Annotated in this window: 19 protein-coding genes; 10 read left to right on the plus strand and 9 right to left on the minus strand. The window is 70.6% G+C overall.

Features of this window, described 5'->3' with window-relative positions:
• The first annotated feature begins 134 nt into the window (after positions 1-134).
• The 4 genes from EHO50_RS09835 (at position 135) to EHO50_RS09850 (ending at position 4,753) form a co-directional block, all read left to right on the plus strand.
• Positions 135-1,454, plus strand: a complete 1,320-nt coding sequence (locus tag EHO50_RS09835) for an ABC transporter substrate-binding protein (RefSeq protein ID WP_128429502.1) — start codon at positions 135-137, stop codon at positions 1,452-1,454.
• A gap of 5 nt (positions 1,455-1,459) precedes the next feature.
• Complete coding sequence (locus EHO50_RS09840; RefSeq protein WP_128429503.1) at positions 1,460-2,455, plus strand: carbohydrate ABC transporter permease; 996 nt, start codon at positions 1,460-1,462, stop codon at positions 2,453-2,455.
• A 25-nt stretch (positions 2,456-2,480) separates the two neighbouring features.
• The gene (locus EHO50_RS09845; RefSeq protein WP_128430632.1) at positions 2,481-3,320 is read left to right on the plus strand and encodes a carbohydrate ABC transporter permease; all 840 of its coding nucleotides are present in this window, start codon (positions 2,481-2,483) and stop codon (positions 3,318-3,320) included.
• Positions 3,321-3,394: 74 nt separating this feature from the next.
• Positions 3,395-4,753, plus strand: a complete 1,359-nt coding sequence (locus EHO50_RS09850) for a GH1 family beta-glucosidase (RefSeq protein ID WP_128429504.1) — start codon at positions 3,395-3,397, stop codon at positions 4,751-4,753.
• A 156-nt stretch (positions 4,754-4,909) separates the two neighbouring features.
• Here the strand turns inward: EHO50_RS09850 and EHO50_RS09855 are convergent, their stop codons facing one another.
• Positions 4,910-6,448, minus strand: a complete 1,539-nt coding sequence (locus tag EHO50_RS09855) for a flavin-containing monooxygenase (RefSeq protein WP_220096429.1) — start codon at positions 6,446-6,448, stop codon at positions 4,910-4,912.
• A gap of 189 nt (positions 6,449-6,637) precedes the next feature.
• Between EHO50_RS09855 and EHO50_RS09860 the strand changes: the two genes are divergently transcribed.
• The gene (locus tag EHO50_RS09860) at positions 6,638-7,660 is read left to right on the plus strand and encodes a Rieske 2Fe-2S domain-containing protein (protein WP_128429505.1); all 1,023 of its coding nucleotides are present in this window, start codon (positions 6,638-6,640) and stop codon (positions 7,658-7,660) included.
• Positions 7,661-7,726: 66 nt separating this feature from the next.
• Here the strand turns inward: EHO50_RS09860 and EHO50_RS09865 are convergent, their stop codons facing one another.
• From EHO50_RS09865 to EHO50_RS09875, 3 genes are all read right to left on the minus strand, one after another.
• Entirely contained in the window at positions 7,727-8,587 is an 861-nt protein-coding gene (locus EHO50_RS09865; protein WP_128429506.1) for an oxygenase MpaB family protein, read from the minus strand.
• A gap of 608 nt (positions 8,588-9,195) precedes the next feature.
• Positions 9,196-10,125: a carbohydrate kinase family protein gene (locus EHO50_RS09870; protein ID WP_128429507.1), complete on the minus strand. Its 930-nt coding sequence runs from the start codon at positions 10,123-10,125 to the stop codon at positions 9,196-9,198.
• On the minus strand, positions 10,122-10,808 hold the full coding sequence (locus EHO50_RS09875) for a class II aldolase/adducin family protein (RefSeq protein WP_128429508.1): 687 nt from the start codon (positions 10,806-10,808) through the stop codon (positions 10,122-10,124). Before EHO50_RS09875 ends, EHO50_RS09870 begins: the two co-directional genes overlap by 4 nt.
• 57 nt (positions 10,809-10,865) lie before the next feature.
• Between EHO50_RS09875 and EHO50_RS09880 the strand changes: the two genes are divergently transcribed.
• A complete protein-coding gene (locus EHO50_RS09880) occupies positions 10,866-11,537 on the plus strand; it encodes a TetR/AcrR family transcriptional regulator (protein ID WP_128429509.1) in 672 nt (223 codons plus the stop codon).
• A gap of 55 nt (positions 11,538-11,592) precedes the next feature.
• Positions 11,593-12,354 (plus strand): YqjF family protein, encoded by a 762-nt coding sequence (locus tag EHO50_RS09885; RefSeq protein WP_128429510.1) that lies wholly within the window; start codon positions 11,593-11,595, stop codon positions 12,352-12,354.
• A 79-nt stretch (positions 12,355-12,433) separates the two neighbouring features.
• Here EHO50_RS09885 and EHO50_RS09890 read toward each other — a convergent pair whose 3' ends face one another.
• The 3 genes from EHO50_RS09890 to EHO50_RS09900 form a co-directional block, all read right to left on the minus strand.
• Positions 12,434-14,413 carry a DUF1996 domain-containing protein gene (locus EHO50_RS09890; RefSeq protein ID WP_128430634.1) on the minus strand — a complete coding sequence of 660 codons (1,980 nt, stop codon included), beginning with the start codon at positions 14,411-14,413 and terminating at the stop codon, positions 12,434-12,436.
• 185 nt (positions 14,414-14,598) lie between these two features.
• Positions 14,599-15,051, minus strand: a complete 453-nt coding sequence (locus EHO50_RS09895) for a flavodoxin family protein (protein ID WP_128429511.1) — start codon at positions 15,049-15,051, stop codon at positions 14,599-14,601.
• Between the two features lie 47 nt (positions 15,052-15,098).
• A complete protein-coding gene (locus tag EHO50_RS09900; RefSeq protein WP_246101102.1) occupies positions 15,099-15,779 on the minus strand; it encodes an anti-sigma factor antagonist in 681 nt (226 codons plus the stop codon).
• A gap of 228 nt (positions 15,780-16,007) precedes the next feature.
• Here EHO50_RS09900 and EHO50_RS09905 point away from each other — a divergent pair, with 228 nt between their 5' ends.
• On the plus strand, positions 16,008-16,373 hold the full coding sequence (locus EHO50_RS09905) for a helix-turn-helix transcriptional regulator (protein ID WP_128429513.1): 366 nt from the start codon (positions 16,008-16,010) through the stop codon (positions 16,371-16,373).
• Between the two features lie 4 nt (positions 16,374-16,377).
• On the opposite strand, the gene EHO50_RS09910 is transcribed toward EHO50_RS09905, so the two are convergent.
• Positions 16,378-17,259, minus strand: coding sequence for a YegS/Rv2252/BmrU family lipid kinase (locus tag EHO50_RS09910; protein ID WP_128429514.1), 882 nt, complete (start codon positions 17,257-17,259; stop codon positions 16,378-16,380).
• 75 nt (positions 17,260-17,334) lie between these two features.
• Positions 17,335-18,933, minus strand: coding sequence for an FAD-binding oxidoreductase (locus tag EHO50_RS09915; protein WP_128429515.1), 1,599 nt, complete (start codon positions 18,931-18,933; stop codon positions 17,335-17,337).
• Between the two features lie 73 nt (positions 18,934-19,006).
• Between EHO50_RS09915 and EHO50_RS09920 the strand changes: the two genes are divergently transcribed.
• Positions 19,007-19,606 (plus strand): TetR/AcrR family transcriptional regulator, encoded by a 600-nt coding sequence (locus EHO50_RS09920; protein ID WP_128429516.1) that lies wholly within the window; start codon positions 19,007-19,009, stop codon positions 19,604-19,606.
• A complete protein-coding gene (locus tag EHO50_RS09925) occupies positions 19,603-21,195 on the plus strand; it encodes a glycerol-3-phosphate dehydrogenase/oxidase (protein ID WP_128429517.1) in 1,593 nt (530 codons plus the stop codon). The genes EHO50_RS09920 and EHO50_RS09925 overlap by 4 nt, the downstream gene beginning before the upstream one ends.
• Positions 21,196-21,198: the final 3 nt, after the last annotated feature.

A 21,198-nucleotide genomic window follows, 5' to 3' on the forward strand; every position in this document is an offset into this window, starting at 1 on the left:
AGCAACATACCCCTGCGCGATCTCTTGACGCGACCTTCCTTCGGGTCTTAAATCACGCCCTAAATTAACCCATGAAGGCCGTTCGGGAAGTGAACGCACTCGTGGGTCTCCCTCCGGAAAGGGACGCCTGAGCCATGCGCAGAATCCGAGCCGCGGCCGCCGGTGCGGTCGCCGTTTCCCTGCTGACCGCCGTGACCGCCTGCGGCGGCGGCTCGTCGACGAGCGACGGCGGGTCCAACGACTCGCCGAAAACGCTCACCTACTGGGCCTCCAACCAGGGGGCCGACATCGAGGTCGACAAGAAGGTCCTCCGGCCCGAGCTCGACAAGTTCGAGAGGCAGACCGGGATCAAGGTGGAGCTGGAGGTCATCCCCTGGTCGGACCTGCTGAACCGGATCCTCACCGCGACCACCTCCGGCCAGGGCCCCGACGTGCTCAACATCGGCAACACCTGGAGCGCCTCGCTGCAGGCCACCGGCGCGCTGCTGCCCTGGGACGCGAAGAACTTCACCGCGATCGGCGGCAAGGACCGCTTCGTCGACTCCGCGCTCGGCTCGACCGGAGCGCACGGCCAGGACCCGGCCGCCGTTCCGCTGTACTCGATGTCGTACGCGCTCTACTACAACAAGAAGATGTTCGCCGACGCCGGCATCACCAAGCCGCCGGCCACCTGGGACGAGCTGGTCGCCGACGGCAGGAAGCTGTCCAAGGACGGCAAGTGGGGACTGGGCGCGGAGGGCTCGAACCCCTCGGAGAACGTCCACCACGCCTTCGTCTTCGCCAAGCAGCACGGCGCCGACTTCTTCACCGCCGACGGCAAGCCGGACTTCACAGGCGACGGCGCGGTCGCCGCCGTCAAGCAGTACGTCGACCTGATGGCCAAGGACAAGATCATCGCGCCGGGCAACGCCGAGTACGCCCAGAACCAGTCCGTCAGCGACTTCGCCAAGGGCAGGACCGCGATGCTGCTGTGGCAGAGCGCGTCCGCCAATCTCGAGTCCCAGGGCATGAGCGACGCCGACTACGGCATCGCCCCCGTGCCCGTGCAGTCCGGCGCCCCTGGAACCGGCGAGCAGGTCAACTCCATCGTCGCCGGCATCAATCTCGCCGTGTTCAAGAACACCGACAACCTCGACGGCGCCAAGAAGTTCGTGAAGTTCATGACGAGTGACGAGGAACAGAAGGTCCTCAACACCGCGTTCAGCACCATCCCGCCGGTGAAGACCGCCCAGGCGGACGCCTCCTTCAGCGCCGGGGCCGACGCCGTCCTCAAGGGCACCCTCGCCAAGAGCGCCGTCGCGATGCCGCAGGTCGCCGACGAGTCCCAGTTCGAGACGGCGGTCGGTACGGCCGTCAAGGAGCTGTTCGCCGACGCGGCCGCCGGACGCCCGGTCACCACCGACTCGGTGAAGGCGGCGCTCGAGAAGGCCCAGCAGCAGATGCCGACGAAGTGAAGACGATGACGACCACTGCTCCCGCCGAGGCTGACCTGCACGACAGCCCCTCCGGGGCGGCGGAGCGAACGCCCCGCTTCCGCCGCCCCGGCAGGCTCCGCCGCATCGGACTGCCGTATCTGCTGCTCCTGCCCGCCCTGATCCTCGAACTCCTGGTGCATCTGGTGCCGATGGTGATGGGCATGGTGATGAGCTTCAAGGAGCTCACGCAGTTCTACATCCGCGACTGGGGCGCCGCCCCCTGGGCAGGCCTCGACAACTACAAGGTGTCGGTCGACTTCGACGCGCCCGTCGGCGAGGCACTGCTGCGCTCCTTCCTCATCACCGTCGCTTTCACCGTGCTGTCGGTCGGGCTGTGCTGGCTGATCGGGACGGCCGCCGCGATCTACCTGCAGGACCCCTTCCGCGGCCGGGGCCTGCTGCGCGCCCTGTTCCTGGTGCCGTACGCGCTGCCCGTGTACGCGGCCGTCATCACCTGGGTGTTCATGTTCCAGCACGACAACGGGCTGGTGAACCACGTCCTGCACGACCAGCTGGGCCTCACCGACAAGCCGTCCTTCTGGCTCATCGGCGACAACAGCTTCGTCGCGCTGCTCGTCGTATCGGTGTGGAAGGGCTGGCCGTTCGCCTTCCTCATCGTCATGGCCGGCCTGCAGAACATCCCGAAGGAGCAGTACGAGGCCGCCGCCCTCGACGGGGCCGGCATGTGGCAGCAGATCCGCCGGATCACCCTGCCGTCCCTGCGCCCGGTCAACCAAGTCCTGGTCCTGGTCCTGTTCCTGTGGACCTTCAACGACTTCAACACGCCGTACGTCCTGTTCGGCAAGACCGCCCCGGAGGCCGCGGACCTCATCTCGGTCCACATCTACCAGGCCTCCTTCGTCACCTGGAACTTCGGCACCGGCTCCGCCATGTCCGTACTGCTGCTGCTCTTCCTGCTCGTGGTGACGGGCGTCTACCTCCTGCTGACCTCCCGAGGAAGGAAGACGGCCGATGTCTAGCACCTCCCAGGCACCCCGCTCGCCGATGGCTCCGCCCCGGTCCTTCTTCTGGTCCCGGCGGATCTTCCTCACCCTGCTCACCGGGTTCGTCCTGGTGCCGGTCTACGTCATGGTCTCCAGCTCGCTGAAGCCCCTGGCCGACGTCACGGGGAAGTTCCGCTGGCTCCCGAGCGAACTGACGATCCGGCCGTACATCGACATCTGGTCGACGATCCCGCTGGCCCGGTACTTCGTGAACTCGCTGATCGTGGCGGGCGCGGCGACCGTCTGCTCGGTGGTGATCGCGGTGTTCGCGGCCTACGCGGTGAGCCGCTACGACTTCCGTGGCAAGCGCGTCTTCACGGTCACCGTGCTGTCCACGCAGATGTTGCCCGGCATCCTCTTCCTGCTGCCGCTGTTCCTCATCTACGTCAACATCGGCAACGCCACCGGCATCGCCCTGTTCGGCTCGCGCGGCGGCCTGATCCTGACGTACCTGACCTTCTCCCTCCCGTTCTCGATCTGGATGCTGATCGGGTACTTCGACTCGGTGCCGCGCGACCTGGACGAGGCGGCGCTGGTGGACGGCTGCGGGCCGCTCGGCGCGCTGTTCCGGGTCGTCGTACCGGCGGCGATCCCGGGCATCGTCGCGGTCGCCGTCTACGCCTTCATGACGGCCTGGGGCGAAGTGCTCTTCGCCTCCGTGATGACCAACGACACCACCCGCACGCTCGCCGTCGGCCTCCAGGGTTACTCCACGCTCAACAACGTCTACTGGAACCAGATCATGGCCGCGTCGCTCGTCGTCAGCGTCCCCGTGGTCGCCGGGTTCCTGCTCCTGCAGCGCTATCTCGTCGCCGGACTGACGGCGGGAGCCGTCAAGTGAGCGACTCCCCCGTCTCCGACTCCGCTGTCTCCGGCTCTCCTGTCTCCGACTGCCCTGTCCCCGAAGGGAATTCCGTGACCATCGACCTTGCCGCACTCCCCGAGGGCTTCCTGTGGGGCACGGCCACGTCGGCCTACCAGATCGAGGGGGCCGTCGCCGAGGACGGCCGCTCCCCCTCGATCTGGGACACGTTCTCGCACACACCCGGCAAGATCGACAACGACGACCACGGCGACGTCGCCTGCGACCACTACCACCGCTGGCGCGAGGACATCGAGCTGATGCGCCAACTGGCCACGAACGCCTACCGGTTGTCGATCGCCTGGCCTCGGGTGCTGCCGGGCGGCGACGGACCGGTGAACGCCAAGGGCCTCGACTTCTACGACGCGTTGGTCGACGGCTTGCTGGATGCGGGCATCGCCCCGTCCGTCACCCTGTACCACTGGGACCTGCCGCAGGTCCTCCAGGACCGGGGCGGCTGGCCGGTCCGTGACACGGCCCACCACCTTGCCTCGTACGCGGCAGTCGTCGCCGAGCGTCTCGGCGACCGCGTCCACCACTGGACCACGCTCAACGAGCCCCTGTGCTCGGCCTGGATCGGCCACTTGGAGGGCCAGATGGCCCCCGGCCTGACCGACCTCAGTGCCGCCGTGCGCGCCTCCTACCATCTCCTCCTCGGTCACGGCCTGGCGGCGCAGGCGATCCGCGCGGCGGCACCGGGCGCCCAGGTCGGCATCGTCAACAACCTGTCCGTCGTCGAGGCTGCCACCGAGCGCCCCGAGGACATCGCGGCGGCCCGGCGCCTGGACGGGCACACCAACCGCTGGTGGCTGGACCCGGTCCACGGCCGCGACTTCCCCGAGGACATGCGCGAGGTGTACGGCGTCGAACTCCCCGAGAAACCGGGCGATTTGGAGACCATTGCGCAGCCCCTGGACTGGCTGGGCCTCAACTACTACTTCTCCTCCACCGTCGCCGACGACCCCACCGGACCGGCCCCGCGAGTGCGCACGGTCCGGCGTCCCGGCGCGCCTCGCACGGGAATGAACTGGGAGATCGACGCGTCCGGCATGGAAAGCCTCCTGCTCCGGCTGACGCACGACTACGACGCCCGCAAGCTGTATGTCACGGAGAACGGCTCCGCCTACCCCGATGTCGTACGCCCCGACGGGACGGTGAACGACCCGGAACGCCAGGAGTACCTGATCAGCCACCTGGCGGCGTGCGCGTCCGCCGCCCGCAAGGGCGCCCCTCTGGCCGGCTATTTCGCCTGGTCACTGCTGGACAACTTCGAGTGGGCGTACGGCTACGACAAGCGCTTCGGGCTGGTCCACGTGGACTACCGCACGCAGGTCCGCACCATCAAGGGCAGCGGGTACCGGTACGCGGACATCATCCGAACGCATACGGCAAGGTCGCGCAGTGCTGCATAGGCGGACGGGTTCGGAGCTCGCCGGGCCAGCGCCCGGCCGAAAGGCCCTGGAACGGCCCCGCCTGGCCGTGGGCGAGGGCCCCTTCGGCGCCTGGCGTCGCCGGGTGCCCCCATGTTCCGCCCCACCACCGCGCCGTCGACGAGCGCGTGACCGGCCCTACTGGAGTCGGCCCGAGGGGCGGGCCCACAGACCGTCCCGCTCGGCCCCAGCCTGGGCCGGCAGCGGTAGCGACCAGGTGTAGGCCTCCGGGTCGAAGGCGTGCAGGCGCTTGACGAGCCTGGCGGTCGACCAGGGCCAGCAGAAGGTGTTGACGCCCGGGAGGCCGAAGTAGTAACCGGTGTCGCCGGCGGCGTTGTAGACGGTGTTGCGCAGCGCCTCGTGCAGGGCCTGCTGGTGGGCTGCTTCGGCCTCGGGCTTGACATCCAGTGCGGACGCCCCGCTGGTGCGCAGGTGGTTGAGGGCGGCGGTGATGTAGCGGAGTTGGGCCTCGATGACGGTAGGGACCGCGGTGGTGCCGGTGAGCAGATTCGGGCCGACGAGCAGGAAGAGGTTGGGATATCCGCTGACGCTGGTGCCCAGGTAGGCACGGCGGTTGCCGGCCCAGGTCTCGGCCAATGTGCCGTCGGTGCCGTGCAGATGGGGGGCCAGTGGGATGTCGCCGATGTGGTATCCGGTCGCGAGGACGATGATGTCGGCGCGGGTGCGGGTGCCGTCGGCGCCGAGGACGTCGGAGCCCTCCACGGCGGTCACGCGGGTGGGATGCAGCCGTACGTTGGGCCGGGTGAGGGCGACGTAGTAGGTGCCGGAGGTGATCAGGCGGCGGCCGCCGAAGCGGTAGTCAGGAGTAAGGGCCCGGCGCAGGGCGCGGTCCCGAACCGAGGTACGCAGATGGAAGCGGGCCATGGCCTCCAAGGGCCGCAACAGGTGGGGGTGACGCAGGGGTACGCCGATGGCTTCCTGGGTCCAGTGGTGCAGGCCGCGTAGTGCGCGGCGTGCTGCGGGGTGGTGTTCGAAGAAGCGGTGGAGTCCGGGAGGGAGGGGGTACTCGGGTTTCGGCAGTACCCACTGCGGCGTGCTCTGGAAGACGTCGACATGAGCCGCCTTCGGCTGGATCTCGGGCAGGAACTGGACGGTGGACGCGCCGGTGCCCACCACTGCCACGCGCCGTCCGGTCAGGTCGACTTCGTGGTTCCAACGGGCGGAGTGGAAGGCGGTGCCCGGGAAGTTGTCGAGGCCGGGGATGTCGGGATGGCGGGGCCGATGCCAGGGCCCGGTGGCGACGATCACGGCGCGGGCGATGTACGTGCCCGACGTGGTCTGCAGGTTCCAGCGGTGCGCGTCCGGCTGCCAGCGGATGTTCAGCACCTCGGTGTCGTAACGGATCGCCTTGTGCGCGCCGTGCGTTACCGCCGTGGTGTCGAGGTAGTCCAGAATCTCGGACCGGTCGGCGAAGCCCCGGCTCCACGAGTGGGGCGCGAAGGAGTATTCGTACAGCACCGACGGTACGTCGCAGCCGCACCCGGGATAGGTGTTGTCGCGCCAAGTCCCGCCGAGGTGACCGGACTTCTCCAGGACGACGACGTCCTCGAAACCGGCCCGGCGCAGCGCGATCACTGCGGCCACGCCGGAGAGGCCGGCCCCGATGACGACGACTTCCGCTTCATGTCGATGGTTGTCGATGCTGTCGTCGGCCACCGGCGCCCCCTGCCTGCCTTGTGAGCGTCCCGCCGCTGGTGCCGAACCGCCCCTGACTGATTACTCAGAGCAACCGATCGTAGTGATGCCCGAGAGGACCTGTGACGATATGGACGGCAGGTACCCCATAAGGGGGATCTTGCCGGGCGGGCTGAATGCCGTGCGTTTTCCTGTGTTTGGCTGCCGCCCATGACGATGAGGGAGGAACTTCCCAGGTCTCGTAGTCCCCTCGCCGACGTCGACGAGCCGGGGCGGCATCTGCCGTACCCCAGGGGCTGGTTCTGCCTGGCACGGTCACGCGAACTGGTCCCCGGCAAGGTCCTGACCCGCCGTTTCATGGACGAGGACATCGTCCTCTACCGCACCCGCGACGGTCGGCCCCGCGCCGTGCATCCCTACTGCCCACACCTGGGCGCTCATCTGGGGGCGGGCGGCACCGTGGAGGGCCAGAACCTGGTATGCCCCTTCCATCGCTTCGCCTTCGCCCCCGACGGCACCTGCGTCGGCACGCCCGACGGCCCGCCCCCGCGTGCCCGCCTGCAGCACCACACCATCATTGAGCGCAACGGCTTCCTCTTCGCCTGGCACGAACCGGATGGCGCCCCACCCACCTGGGAAGTCCCTGGCACCGCCCAGGCCGGAATCGTTCCGACAGCCGCCTGGAGCACGGAAGTGCACACCTACGCCCAGGAGATCATCGAGAACACCCTCGACTACCGGCATCTCCCGGTCCTGCACCACGTCTCCGTGCAGGAACTCGACCCGCCGACGCCCCAAGGCCCGCTCCTGCGCATGCGTCTGCGCCTCGGGCCGGACCGGCCTCTCGCCGTCAAGCAGAAGATCCAGGCCGACCATACGTTCCTGCTGGCCGGCCTTGGATATCTCCGCGTCGAGCTCCCGCTGCCCTCGCTCGGACTCGTCAGCTACCTGTGGGCCATGCACACACCGACCGGGCCCCGACGTACCCGCATGCTGGTCGCGACGGCCTGTGCAGACATCCACAAGCAGGACGCCACCGAAGCATCGCTTCCACGGCGTGGCCTGCACCGGGCCTTTGCCCACGCGATGCTGCGCACCGCGGTCGGCAAGGTCCATCAGGACCTGAGGATCTGTAACACCAAACGCTACGAGCCACGCCCCCGCCTCGCCGCGAGCGACGAGGCCATCGGCTTGTTCCGCCACTGGGCCCGCCAGTTCTACCCGGCGCCGTGACGAGAGGGCGTCCCTGGTCCACGGCACGGTCACCTCGCCGGCTGGGGAACCGGCGGCTCCGGGCTCTCATGTCGGACGGGACTGGCGCGGTGGGGTCATGACCCAGCGGATGGTCCGGGTCAGGGCGTGTCCGGTGGGGCGTACGGCAAGGTCCTCGACGAACGGCACCCGGGGCAGCCACAGCATGCCGCGGGCCCAGGGCGGGAGCAGTGCGACGGCGTTCGCGGCCAGCCCGCCGTAGAAGGGCCGTACCGCAAGCGGCAGGGGTGGCCGGAACAGCAGGAACCGGGCGGCTGCCCGCGCCTCGGCTGTGGCCCTCAGTTCAGGTCGGTAGGCGGTCAGGCGCTCGGACAGCTCGCGGCGGTCGCGAGGTGGGTCGCTCACCCCCAGCGCCTCGGCGACACGCGCGGTGTCGGCGACGTAGGCGTCGTAGCCGGCCGCGTCCAGCGGGCGGGCTCCGTAGCGTTCGTGGGCGCGCAGGAAGCTGTCGGTCTCGGCGGCGTGCACCCAGCCGAGCAGGTGCGGATCTGCCGCGTGGTACGGCACGCCCTCGGCCGTCGTCCCGCGGATCCGGTCGTGAATGCCGCGGACGTGGTCGACCGCCCGCTGAGCGTCCGCGGCGGTGCCGAAGGTCGTCACGGCCAGGAAGGTGCTGGTGCGCTGCAGTCGGCCCCATGGGTCGCCGCGGTAACCGGAGTGTCCGGCCACCGCCGCCATGGCGAGCGGATGCAGGGACTGCAGCAGCAGTGCGCCGAGCCCGCCGATGAACATCGAGGCGTCACCGTGGACGGTGCGGATCGGGCGGTCCGGTCCGAACCAGCGCGGGCCGGGGGTTTGGTGGATGCGGGCACGTGTCGCCGGTCCGTCGGGGCCGGCCACACGGCGGAACAGAGCCTGGCCCAGCTGTTCACGGACTATGGTCAGCACGGTCGGCCTCCCTTCCCCTGCTGCCCAGTGTCCGCGATGCCCGCCCGAACCCGGGCAGGACGGCGGGTAAGGCGGAGTCCGGGGAGGTGTATCTCTCGCCCCTGCCCAGGCGCGTCCGCCCTCTGGCGCGCTTCGCCTTCGCGCACGCCTGCCGTTCGTGGGACGCCTCCGCCGCCCTGGCTGAACGCTGGTGACTCCGAGCACCGTCAGCCGGTGCCGGCAACGGCGACCACCGGTGATCGCGGTCAGGGCCGAGACGCAGCGAAGAGCGGCATGGAGTCGACGGGGACGATCTCGATGTTCTTGCCGGTACGCGGCGCGTGGATGGCCTTGCCCTCGCAGTCCATGGGCTCAGCAGGGGCAGGCGCTCGGCCGATCGAGGCGTCGTCGGACAGGTCGATTCGCGAACCGACGCTGCAAAGCAGGGCGATGCCAGGCCGGAACCCCGCTGGGGCTGCCCGGCCAAGGCCGACACGCGCAGCAACGAACCCACACCGAGCAGCGTCGCATCCTCGACGCCCCGCCCCGGGGTCCAGCTCGGGCCCGCGCCCCTTCGCCATGGTCATGGCCTTATCCCTGCGCAAGGCCTGTCGGCCCCGCCTCTCAAGTCACAACCGGGGCTTGTGTGCCGCGGCGAACTCATCGGCGGCAGTCAGGTCGAAGTCCCCGTGATCGCTGCCGAGCCCCTGCGCCACCAGCGCCGCCGCCGCGCAGCCGAGGACGGCGGAGTCGTACGGGGTGCGGCCCAGACCCATGCCGCGTACGAAGCCCGCCGAGAACGCGTCGCCGCAGCCGGTCGTGTCCACCACCTCGATCGCGAAAGCGGGTACCTTCTGCGTCCCCGCCCCCGTCACCAGCAGCGCGCCGTCACCACCGCGGGTGACCGCGACCAGGCCGGCACCGGCAGCGAGGAGCTTGTTCGCGCCCGCCACCAGGTCCTGTTCGCCGGTGAAACCGAGGACTTGGTCCTCGTTGGGCAGCATGTGGTCGACGTACGGCAGCGCGGACGCTATCTGCTCGAAACTCCCCAGCACTCCGGGGGCGAGCAGGTCCACCGAGGTGGTCACGCCGTGCTCCTTGGCGTACGCCAGGATGCGCGTGGCCGTGTCGACTCCGATCAGCTCGGGGCCGCCCAGGTGCAGGTGGGTCGCTTCGGCGATCGCGTCCCAGGGCACGTCGTCGGGGCCGTAGGTGATGTTGGCACCGAGCAGGTGCAGCGACGGCCGGTCGCCGTTCGGGCGGATGGGCAGGACGCTCGCGGACGTGGGGGTGTCCGTGCGGCGGACGAGGAACCGGGTGTCGATGCCGGCCGCGCCCAGCAGTTGGACCAGCATGTCACCGGTGGGGTCGGATCCGATCGCCCCGGCGCTGCGGACGGATGCGCCGAGCTTGGCCAGGGTCAGCGCGGTCCCGCCGGCCGTCCCGGCGGCGGTCATCCTGATGTCCTCCACCAGCGTCGCGCCCTGGCCCTCGGGTATCGCCTCCACCGGCCGCACCAGCACGTCCAGCACATGCACGCCCATCGTGACGACCTTCATCGCTTTCCCTCCTGCACAGGCGGTACGGGGTGGGTGGTGCCGTAGTTCCGGGCGAGCGCGGCCTCGATCACCGCGAGTTGCTGGTGTTCGTCGAGGACGCGGGGCGTGCCGAGCGCGGCCGCGTGCTGGTAGACGCCGCACGCCCACTCCAGCAGCAGCGCGTGCTCGACCGCCTTGACCAGCGTCGGAGCGTGTGTGAGCGCGCCGTGGCTGGCCATCAGGGCGGCACTGCGGCCCTCCAGCGCTGTCAGGACGGACTCGGCGAGCGCCGGCGTGCCGAACGTGGCATACGGGGCCACGCGCACCGAGCCGCCCAGCGCCAGCAACTGGTAGTGGATGCACGGCAGTTCGTCCAATACACAGGACAGGGCCGTCGCCATCGGGGCGTGGGTGTGGACGACCGCGCCGGCGCCGTAGCGGTGGTAGACGCCCAGGTGCAGATCCAACTCCGACGTGGGCTCGAAGCCCCCGGCCACGACCTTTCCGTCCAGGTCGACCACGCTCACCTGATCTGCCGTCAGTTCCGCGAGCACGGCGCCGGTGGCCGTGACGGCGACACGGTCCTGCACCCGCAGGCTGACATTGCCGGCCGTGCCGATCAGCAGCCCCTGCGCCCCCAGGCGGCGGCACGCCTCGGCCACCGCGGCGCGCTCCTGACCCAGCGCCGAGCTTGAGTCGGTCATGTACGCGACGGTAACGTAAACCTGAAACAAAGTCACGTTCATGTTCGGAGGCTGTAGATGGGGGACCCGAGGACACCGCAGCCCGGCGGCGCGCGGCACGTCCCCCTGCGCCGCACCCCCCAGCAGGCGCGCAGCAAGGCACGTCTGGCCCGCGTCCTTCAGGCCGCCGAACGTGTCCTGGTCAGCGAGGGCGTCCGGGCGCTGACCACGACCCGTATCGCGGCCGAAGCGAAGGTCTCGGTCGGTTCGCTGTACCAGTACCTGCCCGACCGCGACGCGATCATCGACGCCCTCGCCGCCGGCTACTTCGCCCGGCTCGAGTCGGCCATGGAAGACCTCGTCCGCGCCGCGGCCGAGGAGCAGTGGGACGACCCCGTCGGCGTGCTCATCGACGCCTACGCCGCCATCTACCGCACCGAACACGGTTTCAGGGCCCTGTGGTTCGGCAGCAGCCTCACCGAGCAGACCCGCGCCGCGGACCGTGAGCACAAACAGCGGATGGCGGACGGCATCCGGCGCGTCGTACTGGCCCTCGGCATCGCCCCCAACGACGCGGCACTCGCCCGCGCCTGCCACGCCGCGACCCTGGCCGCCGACGCCCTCGCGCAGGAGGCGTTCCGCCGGGACCCCGAGGGAGATCCGGGCCTCCTCGACGAAGCCAAGCTCATGCTGCGCGGGTACCTCACCGCCGTCACCGCGCGCCATGAGGGGCACAAGAGCATGAGGTGACCGGCTCGGTCCGGCATAGCCCCGCGTCAGATCAAGGCTCTGTCATCCTGGCATCGTGCCGAAACCCACTCCCGTCACCCCCGAAGCGCCCGCCCGCATACCCGCCCCGCTGCTCACCCAGCAATGGCTCGACCTCGCCTTCATCCACTGGGCCGTCGAACCGGACAGCGTGGCCGGACTGCTGCCGGAGGGGACCGTTGCGGACACGCACGAGGGGGTCACCTACGTCGGGCTCGTCGCGTTCCGGATGCACCGGGTCGGCTGGCTGCGGCTGCCCGGGGTGCCGTATCTCGGGACCTTTCCCGAGACCAACGTGCGCCTGTACACCGTCGACGCGCACGGACGGCGCGGCGTCGCGTTCCTCTCGATGGACGCCGCACGGCTGATCCCGGTCGTGATGGGGCGCGTCGGCTTCCGGCTGCCCTACCTGTGGTCGCGGATGGCCGTCCGCACCGCCGGTGACACCGTCACCTACACCAGCTCCCGCCGCTGGCCCGGCCCGCGCCGCGCATCCAGCCGTATCACCGTGCGCACCGGCGAACGCATCGAGGAACCCACCGAGCTGGAGCACTTCCTCACCGCCCGCTGGGGCATGCACAACGCCTTCTTCGGCGGGGCGGAGTCACTGGCGTATCTGCCCAACCACCACCCCCGATGGCCACTGCATCGCGCCGAGCTGATCACCTGCGAGGAGAACCTCGTCACTGCTGCCGGGCTGCCCGCCCCGGACACCGCGCCCGTCAGCGTGCTGTACTCCCCCGGCGTCCCGGTCCGCCTCGGCCGCCCGGCCCGCCCGGCAGGCATCCCGACACCGTGAGCCGGGGCCCGGACCGGGACGACCGGTCCGAGCCCCGACGGCCCGTGCGGGCGTCAAGCGCCGTGACGGGCCGCTTCCGTCATCCGGCGCGGCGCCTCGTACGCATCAGCAGCAGGAAACCGGCCACCAGGAGAACGGCGCCGGCCGCGGCCGGCCACAGTGTGGTGCCCGTCTCCGCGAGCCCACCCGCGACCGCCTGCGGCTCCGTTCCGGAATCGGCCCCGGACTCGTCGCCGACCGCGGCGGGCTGCGTCTGCGCGGGAGCACTTCCGGCATCGGCGTCGTCGTCCGCCGAGCCGCCCTGTGCGGGGGCGGTGGCGTCCTGCGTGGCCGACGGGGTCCCGTAGGACTTCGGCGCCACCGTGCTCGACACGGTCGGCTTGTCATCCTTCGCCGGTTCCGTCTCGGGCGCCTCGGTCGCCGGCTCCTCAGCCGCGGGCTCCTCGGCCGCGGGCGGCTTCGTCGCGGGCTGTTCCGTCGCCGGTGCCTGCGTCGGCTCGCCTCCGCCGTTGCCGGGCTCCGGCTCCTCGTTCCCGCCAGGCGGAGTGTCTGGAGACTGGGTCGGCTGCGGCTCCTGGGACGGCTCCTCCTCGCCCGGGTCGCCGCCCTGGCCGGCTCCGGCGCCGCACTCGCGGCCCTCGTTGATGCAGTCGACCATCTCACCCATCAGGTCCTCGGCGAAGACGTTGATGAAGTCGCCGTGGTCGGTGACCGGCTTGTGCAGTTGCTCGGGGAAGGAGTCCACCGCGAACAACGGGGTCGTACGGCCGCCGTCCTGAAGGCTCGGCGCGTCGACGTCGTACACGATCCGCTGCACCAGTTGCGGAATGGCCTTGAAGCCCTCCGGGCAGCTGCCGTCGGCGGCCGCGAACGCCACGTGGGTGCGGTGGTTGGCGCTGTCGATGTTCTGCCCGTCCCAGCAGCTCTGGAACTTGAAGGTGCGCACCACGTCGCTGCCCTGCGGGCACAGCGGGTACTTGTCCTTCAGCTGCCGGTCCTCCAAGCCCGTGCAGCTCCAGGACGCGTTGGCGTTGGCGGTGCCGTTCACGAACGCCTTGGCGTCGCCGGTGATGATGCGCAGCAGGCGCGGCATCTCGGTGACCTTGCTGCGCGGGTTGCCCACGAACGTCAGCGTCACTTCCTTGGGGGTGACGATCTCACCGGCGTTGCCCTCGATACCGCCGCCGGGAGAGTTCGCGTCCTGCTCCTGGGTTCCGTTCTGCAGGCGTATCACGGGCCAGTAGTACGTGGACTTGTCGCCCTGGTCGACACACGTCGTCTCGGCGTTCGCCAGGTCCTCGTCACTCGCGAAGGCGTCGTTGGCCTGATTGCCGACATAGTCGTGGAAGTGGTGGGCGCCGTTGGAGACGCCGGGGGCCACGATCACGTTGTCGGAGTTGAACAGACCGTTCTCGTTCACTCCGCAACTCGTGGCGAAGGTGCCGCGGGAGGCGTCCTGCTGCAGGGCCGGGCTGGGCACGTTCGGCTGTACGGCGGTGATGTCCGCGAAGTCGGCGGCGACGGGGCCGTTGCCGGCCTGGCCGCCGTTACCGGGCTGGCCGCCGTTGCCCGGCTGCTCGCTGCCCTGGTCCGCGTCTTCCTCGCCCGTCTCGTTGCCGCCGCCCTCGTCCTGGCCACCGTTGCCCTGGTCGCCGTTGCCGCTGTCGGCGGCGCGCAAGGTGCACGGCGCGAGGGACTCCAGCCCCTCGGGTCGTTCTCCCTGGCGATCGACGGCGATGGCGATCCGTTCGATCGTCGCCGTGCGCTTGTCCTTCAGCGGAGTCATGATCGCGCTGTCCGCGAAGCCGGCGTCCTGCTGGACGGCCTGGGCCGACTCCTGCAACCGCTGGTAGGCCTCGGCGATCTGTTGGTCCAGGAGGGCGAGTTCCTTCGCGACGTCCTCCTTCGCCCCGTCCGGCACCGCCGTCAGTCGGCTGCCGACGTCCGGGCAGTCGATGGTGCCGGCCGGGGAGGACAGCGTCCGAGCTGGATCCGCTCCCCCGTCCTCGGTGGCCGAGGCGTAGACGTTGGCCCCAACCAGGCCGCCGCCGCCCAACATCAGCGCGACCGCTGCAAAGGTCGCGCGCCGTGCGCCCGTGGGGCGTCTTCGCGTGCTGCGTCCCAAGGAAGTACTCCTACGCCTCGTGGTCGGTCAGGGCATGAAAATCCCCCGGCCTTATACGGAGACGGGCCGCGTTGTGTTCAACCGCCTCACGAATTCACAGAAATTCCTTATGACCAGGGTCAGTTCATCAGGCCGGCGGCGAGCGTGGCTCCCAGTTCCCAGCACGCCTCGATGTCGGCCTTGCCTGGCTCGCCCGTCACTGTCACGGGTTGCGCCGCGCGTCGCCAGGCGAGGCCGGTCGTGATGGAGTCGATCGCCCGGACGGCGCCGGTGACGTCGCTGCCGCCGTGGACGTAGTAGCCGAAGGGACGGCCTCGTGTGGCGTCCAGGCAGGGGTAGTAGACCTGGTCGAAGAAATGCTTGAGGGCTCCCGAGATGTAGCCGAGGTTCGCCGGCGTGCCCAGGAGAAAGCTGTCGGCGTTCAGTACGTCGGACGCCGTGGCCGACAGTGCCGGTCGGCGCACGACCTCGACGTTCTCGATCTCCGGCGCCGTCGCGCCGGAGATGACGGCTTCGAGCAGGGCCTGGCAGTTGGGCGAAGGGGTGTGATGCACGATCAGCAAGGTAGGCACACCCCGAACCCTGCCGTCGCGCTGCCGATCGACGCAACCGCAACGGTTCAGTTGGCGGCTTGGGCGCGGTCCGGCTCCTCCAGCTCGCCTCGCGTGTCTCCCGGGGAGGAGTTGACCCTGGCGACCGCCGAGGACAGCTGTTCCTGCACGGCGTCCGGCAGCGCGTCGCCCTTGACCGCGGTGACCAGGTCCCCGGCCAGGGAGTGCAGTTTGGTGTTGGTGTTCTGGGAGGCGGCGACCAGTACGGTCCAGGCCTCCTCGGAGCTCAAACTGAACGAGGCCATCAGGATGCCCCGGGCCAGGTCGATGGTCGGCCGCGTCTGCATGGCCCGTCGCAGCTGGGCGACTTCGATCCGCAGGTCGTAGTCGGCGCCCTCGGACGTCAGCGCGTCCTGGGTGTGCTGGGCTTGCATGTCCTGGCTGTCCGGGCTCGGCCCGGCGAACAGTGCTTGCGTGCCGGTGAGGGTGAGCAGGCGGTCCACCGCCGCACTCGCCGGGTGGATGGCGATCGTCTTGGCCTGCTCCAGGGCGCGATGGCGCAGGGTGAGCAGGATGTTCAGGGCGGAGCAGTCGCAGAAGGTGACGCCCTCCAGATCCAGGTCGACGCCGCCGACCGAACGGTTCAGGGCTTCGCGCAGGACGCTGCGGAAGCGCTCGCTGGTGTCGAGATCGAGTTCTCCACCGACCTTCACGATGACCCGGTCACCGTCCGGACGGACGGCGGTCACCAGCGAGCATGCCGGGTCTGCCGCCAATGCGCTTGCGATGTCCGCAGGGTCGGTAATGCCCCCCGTAGGGGGGTTCGCAGAGGACGCGAGCTCTGCCATGACCGCCTCTCCCTCAGGTACTCCCCGTCTCTGCACCAGAGTGAACCCGAACTGCGGGACACGTCAACAGATACATGAAATGCAGTACGTGTTTTTGTATACGTGAACAATCAGTCGTAGTCTTGGTACATGGATGGAGTCCCTGAGCCGCACATCGGATGGACCTTTCTGACGAACCATGCCCGGGTGCTGGCGGCGATCGCCGACAACCCGAACATCCGCATCCGGAGTATCGCCGCGCACTGCCGGCTCACGGAGCGCGCCGTCCAGAAGATCATTTCCGATCTGGAGCAGGAGGGCTATCTGTCGCACACCCGCGAGGGACGCACCAATACCTACCGGATCGCCCCGGCCAAGGTACTGCGTCATCCTGCCGAAGCCGGGCTGACGGTGGCCGCGCTGCTCTCCCTGCTCGCCCAGGACGAGGCCGATCGCACCTCCTCCCCCCAGCAGCTGAGGTCGGCACGCCAGCGGATGTCGGTGGACGGTGGATGAGGGCTCAGCACAGTACGTGCAGGGCTCCCGGCAGGACTCGGAGCGTGACCGGGAGGGTCGCGTCGACCTCGCCGTCCGCTCCGTAGGGCACCTCGCGGTCGGCCTCGATGCGGATTTCCCTGCCTCGCAGGATCCGCACCTGGGGGCGGTGGACGTGGGCGCCCGTCTTGAGGTCGTTCATCAGGGCGAAGAACAGCCGACGCGGCGCCTCCTGGATCATGACGACGTCCAGCAGGCCGTCGTCCACGCGGGCGTCGGGCGCGATGAGGCGGCCTGAGCCGTAGTAGCCGGAGTTGGCGGCCACGACCGTGTAGCCGGTGAGCGGGTGTTCGCGGCCGTCGACGGTGACCCGGTAGCGCGCGGGGCGCCAGGTGGTGACGGCGCGCAGTCCGCCCGCGTAGTAGGAGGCGGCGCCGCGCAGGAGTGTGGCGTTGTTGGCGTGGCGGTTGGCCAGGGCGTCGACGCCGGCGTAGACGCTGCCGAGGACCACGGTGCGGTCGTGGACGGCCGACTCGACTTCGATGGTGTCGACCTTGCGGGGCTCGTGGTGGAGCAGTACCTGTGCGAGCGCTTCGGGGTCGGTGGGGAGGTTCAGCGCCCGGGCGAAGTCGTTGCCGCGGCCGGCCGGGACGAGGCCGAGCAGGGTGTCCGTGCCGCTGAGGGCGCCGCCGATGCCGCCGGCGATTCCGTCGCCGCCGACGGCGAGCACCACTCTGCCGCGCTGTCCGGCGTCCCGGGCGAGTTCCCGGGCGTGGGGCAGGCTGCGGCTGTACTCGGTCTCCAGGTCGGCCCCGGCCTCCCGCAGCAGCCGGGCCACCTGCAGCAGGGCGGCGGCTGAGGCGGATCCGCCCGCCGTGGGGTTGACGATGGCGGTGAACTTTCGCATCGGTGAGCCTTTCGGGCCGACGGGAGGATGCTGCCGGAGGCGGGGGGCGGGTGGCTGAGCGGGGGGGGCGTGCGGTCAGTCGGCGGGCAGGAGGACGCCGGGGCTGAGCAGGCCGGCCGGGTCCAGTCGGCGTTTCACGGCTTGCAGCGCCTCGATGCCCAGGTCGCCCGCCTCGCGGACGTACCAGTCCTGGTGGTCGGTGCCCACGCCGTGGTGGTGGGTGATGGTGCCGCCCGCGGTGAGGATCGCCTCGTTGGCGGCGTGCTTGGCCCGCTGCCAGTGCGCCACCGGGTCGTCGCCCTGTGCGGAGACGACGGTGAAGTACAGGGAGGCGCCGTTCTCGTAGACGTGGGAGATGTGGCACATGATCAGGGGCGGGGTGCCGGCCTCGGTGAGCGTGCCGGTGAGGGCTTCGCGGACCGAGGCGTACAGCTCGGGGACGCGTGACCAGAAGGTCGCCGTCTCCAGTGTCTCCGCGAACGCCCCCGCGTCCAAAAGGGCGTCCCTGAGGTACGGGGCCGAGTAGCGGCCGTGTGCCCAGCGCTGCCCCGGTTCCTCGCCGAGCAGGGTTCCGCCGCACTCGCGCAGGACGGCCGCGGCCCGCTCCCGGCGGTACGCGGTGTCCTCGTCCGTGCCTTCGTAGCCGGTGATCGCCATGCATCCCGCAGGCTGCTGCCCTGCGACGGCGGCGCCGATGGCGTCGGGTTGGGCGAGGCCGATCAGTGTCTCGGTCTCGTCGGACAGCCGCAGTACCGTCGGGCGCGGGCCGTCCTGGGCGAGGCGGCGCAGCGCGGCGGCGCCTTCCTCGAAGGAGGGGAAGCGCCAGCCCTCGTACACGCGGGTCTGCGGGACGGGGCGGATGCGGACCGTGACGGACGTGATGACGCCGAAGGCCCCTTCCGAGCCGAGGAGGAGCTGGCGCAGGTCGGGTCCGGCTGCCGAGCGCGGTGCGCGGCCGGTGTCGATGGTGCCCTCGGGGGTGGCGAGGGTCAGGCCCAGGACCATCTCGTCGAAGCGACCGTAGCCGGCGGATGCCTGGCCGCTGGAGCGGGTGGCGGCGAATCCGCCGATGGTGGCCCACTCGTAGGACTGGGGGAAGTGGCCGAGGGTGAAGCCGTGTTCGGCCAGCAGCGCCTCGGCCTGGGGGGCACGCAGTCCGGGTTGCAGGGTGGCCGTGCGGGAGACCGGGTCGAGGGCGAGCAGCTGGTCCATGCGCCGCATGTCCAGGGCGACGAAAGGGCTCCGGCGGGCGGGAGCCAGGCCGCCGACGACGGAGGTGCCGCCGCCGAACGGGACCACGGGCAGGCCGTGTTCGGCGCAGGCGCGCAGTACGGCGCGTACGTCGTCGTGGTCTGCGGGGAGTACGACGGCTGCGGGGATGTCGTCGACTTCGCCGTCGCGGATGCGGAGCAGGTCGGGGGTGGACTTGCCGCGGGTGTGCCGGATACGGGTCTCGGCGTCGGTGCGGACGTGCTCCTCGCCTCCGACGGCGGCGAACAGGGCGTGGCGCGCGGCGGGTTCGAGGCTCGGCTCGGGTACCGCGATGTCCTCCAGGGCGATCGCCCCGGCGGTGCGCGGCTTGACGCCGAGCAGGTCGCGCAGCAGCCCGGTCACCGTCTCGGGCAGCGGTGCCGCCTTGGCCGGGTCGCCCCAACCGCTCCACAACATGTCCATGGCCGTCGTCCTCACCGGTCGATTCGAGCGATGCCGTGTCCCGGACGGCCTCGCAGGCGTTACACTGTTACACATGACGCCTATTCGTCACAACCATTCGGACAGCGATGCGGTGCTCGACGCGGTGCGCGACTGCGTCCTGGCCGTCGGTGTCCGTCGTACGACGCTGACCGACGTGGCCCGCCGCGCGGGGGTCTCCCGGATGACGCTGTACCGGCGGTGGCCCGATGTGCGCACCCTGGTGGGGGACTTGATGACCCGGGAGTGGGTCGCGGTGGCCACGGGGGCCATGCCCGAGCGGGGCCCCGGGGCCGACGCGCGGAGCCTGATCGTCGACGGGCTCGTGGCCGGGGTGGAGGCCTTCCGCGCCCATCCGCTGTTCCGGAAGATCGTCGACGTCGATCCGGAACTGCTCCTCCCCTACGTCCTCGACCGCCGCGGCGCGAGCCAGGAGGCCCTCATCGCGCTGCTGGCCGACGCCCTGCGCGAAGGCCACGCCGACGGGTCCGTACGCACCTGCCATGCCGAACGGCAGGCGCGGGCCCTGCTGCTGATCGTCCAGTCCTTCACGCTGTCCCTGCGGACCATGACCGACGAGGACGACGCCGACCTGAGCAGCGAGGCCTTCCTGGCGGAACTGCGCAGCATCCTCGAGAGGACCCTGACGCCATGAGCCCCACTGCTCCTCCCCCGGTTCCCGCATCGTCCCTGTCGGCCGCCCGGCGCTCGCGCGAGCTGGCCGAGACGGTCGGCGGTCCGGTCGTGGACGTCCTGGTCGTCGGGCTGGGCGCGACCGGTGCCGGGGCCGCCCTGGACGCCGCCGCGCGTGGTCTGACGGTCGTTGCCGTCGACGCACACGACCTGGCCTTCGGCACCTCCCGCTTCAGCAGCAAGCTCATCCACGGCGGGCTGCGCTATCTCGCCTCGGGGCAGCTCGACGTGGCCCACGAGAGCGCGGTCGAACGCGGGGTGCTGATGGAGCGCACGGCACCCCATCTGGTGCGGGCCCAGCCCTTCGTCCTGCCCCTCACCCCGCTGGTCTCCCGTGGCCAGTCCGCCCTGGCCTGGGCCGGATTCCGGGCCGGTGACACGCTGCGTCTGGCGGCCCGCACGGCCCGCGCCACCCTGCCCGCCCCGCGCCGGCTCTCGGCGCTGGAGACCCGGCACCTCGCCCCCGCCCTGCGCACCCAGGGCCTGCGCGGCGGCCTGCTGTCCTGGGACGGCCGGCTCACCGACGACGCCCGCCTGGTGACCGCGATCGCCCGCACCGCCGCGGCCCGCGGTGCGCGGATCCTCACCCGGGTCAGGGCACTGCAACTCACCGCTTCCGGCGCCCGGATACGCGACGAACTCACCGGCGAAGAGGGCGAGATCAGGGCCCGCGCCGTGATCAACGCGTCCGGCGTCTGGGCGGGCGGCCTCGTGGACGGCATCCGGATCCGCCCTTCCCGCGGCACCCACCTCGTCCTGCGCTCCGAGCACCTCGGCCCGCTGCCCGCGGGGCTCCACGTGCCCGTGCCCGGGGAGACCAACCGCTTCGTCCTCGTCCTGCCCCAGGGCGACGGCCGGGTCTACGTCGGTCTCACCGACGAGCCCGTCGACGGCGACATCCCCGACGTTCCCGAGGTACCCGAGACGGACATCGGCTTCCTCCTCGACGTCCTCGGCTCCGTCCTCGACATCCCGGTCCAACGTGACGACGTCGTGGGCGCGTTCGCCGGACTGCGCCCCCTGCTCGACACCACCTCGGGCGAGCACTCCGGCGCGGCTCCTCGGACCGCCGACATCTCCCGTCGGCATGCGGTCCTCACCTCGCCGGACGGCGTGATCACCGTGGTCGGCGGCAAACTCACCACCTATCGCCGCATGGCCGAGGACGCCGTCGACTCGGCCGTCGCCACCCGCAAACTCACCGCCGGCCCGTCCCCCACCGCCTCACTCCCCCTCGTGGGGGCCGCGTCACCCGACACGCTCGGTTCCGTGCGGGCACCGCGCCGCCTCGTCCAGCGCTACGGCACCGAGGCACCGGCCGTCCATGCCCTCGGCGCACACGATCCCCGGCTGGGCGAACCTGTGCTGCCGGGGCATCCCGTCACCGCCGCCGAACTGCTGTGGGCCGTACGCCACGAAGGCGCCCTGGACGAGGCCGACCTGCTCGACCGGCGCACCCGCATCGGGCTGGTGCCGTCCGACCGGGCGGCGGCGCTGGACGTCGTACGCCAGGTACTGGACGAGGTGTCGGCGCAGGTGGGTGACATGTAGGGC

This window comes from Streptomyces cyaneus, assembly GCF_004028635.1.
Classification (GTDB): Bacteria; Actinomycetota; Actinomycetes; order Streptomycetales; family Streptomycetaceae; genus Streptomyces; species Streptomyces cyaneus.